The organism is Tepidibacter mesophilus (genome assembly GCF_002724055.1).
GTDB lineage: Bacteria > Bacillota > Clostridia > Peptostreptococcales > Peptostreptococcaceae > Tepidibacter_A > Tepidibacter_A mesophilus.
Genome location: NZ_BDQY01000064.1, coordinates 1 through 895, shown reverse-complemented (window position 1 = coordinate 895; position 895 = coordinate 1). Strand labels below are relative to the sequence as shown.

The following is an 895-nucleotide window of genomic DNA, read 5'->3' as shown; positions in this document are numbered from 1 at the left end:
AGGATCAAACTCTTAAATAAAAATTCGTCTAATGCTATCGCATTGACTCATATCGCCAACGAAATTCTTTCGGCATAGCCTCATAATTTCCGTTGCTCAAAGTTTGTCTACTCAGTAAACTGACTTTATGTTTGTTTATTCCGAAAATCACTGATGTGATTTATTTATAACCTACTGTTTAATTTTCAAAGTTCATTTATTTCCTTCGTATGTTTCGTGTTTGCCTCGTTGTTGAGGACAAGTAATAATATATCACCTTTGATATAATTCGTCAACACCTTTTTTGAAAAGTTTTTTACTTTTTTTATTTTTTATATAATTTCAATATAAATAAGCATTTGTCTATCTTCCCATTAATATGCATTATCGGTCTTTATTTATTATTTTTAAATTCAACTGAATATTTATATTTATATTGAAAAAAATAATATTAAAATCTACAATTTTTATTCATTATTGAAAAGGTGGTGCTTTTATGAAGGATAAATTAAGTCATTTAAAAAAATTATACGAGGATGGCTATAGATGTATTTATTATGATTCTACTAATGAAAATACATTTTCTGTATATCTTAAGAATTTCGAAATAGAAAAAAGTGAAGTTGTAGAATTACAAGACCCTACAGAATTTAATGAGTTAAGATCCTATATAGATGGTTTTAACTTCAATTAGAATTAATCAGGACCACCCGTAAAACGGGTGGTTTGCATGAGCCCTATAAGGGCATGTTGCTTACCGTGTCTCAAGACACTTTGAAAAGTATGCCGACCGCGCTTTTTCCCAGGCTACCCCTAAAAGGGGTTTATTTTTTGCCCTTGTTTACTGGCTCACCCGTAAACGGGTCTATATATTCTTTCAGACTTATTTGTTCTTGTACTATATCTTCTTGTATTT

1 protein-coding gene and 1 pseudogene are annotated in these 895 nt (G+C 29.8%); one reads left to right on the top strand and one right to left on the bottom strand.

Annotated features, from left to right (window positions below):
- The first annotated feature begins 475 nt into the window (after window positions 1-475).
- Window positions 476-673, top strand: coding sequence for a hypothetical protein (locus tag Tmeso_RS15785; RefSeq protein WP_099192883.1), 198 nt, complete (start codon window positions 476-478; stop codon window positions 671-673).
- Window positions 674-803: 130 nt separating this feature from the next.
- Here Tmeso_RS15785 and Tmeso_RS15780 read toward each other — a convergent pair.
- Window positions 804-895, bottom strand: a pseudogene (locus Tmeso_RS15780) (IS200/IS605 family transposase); the annotation flags it as partial.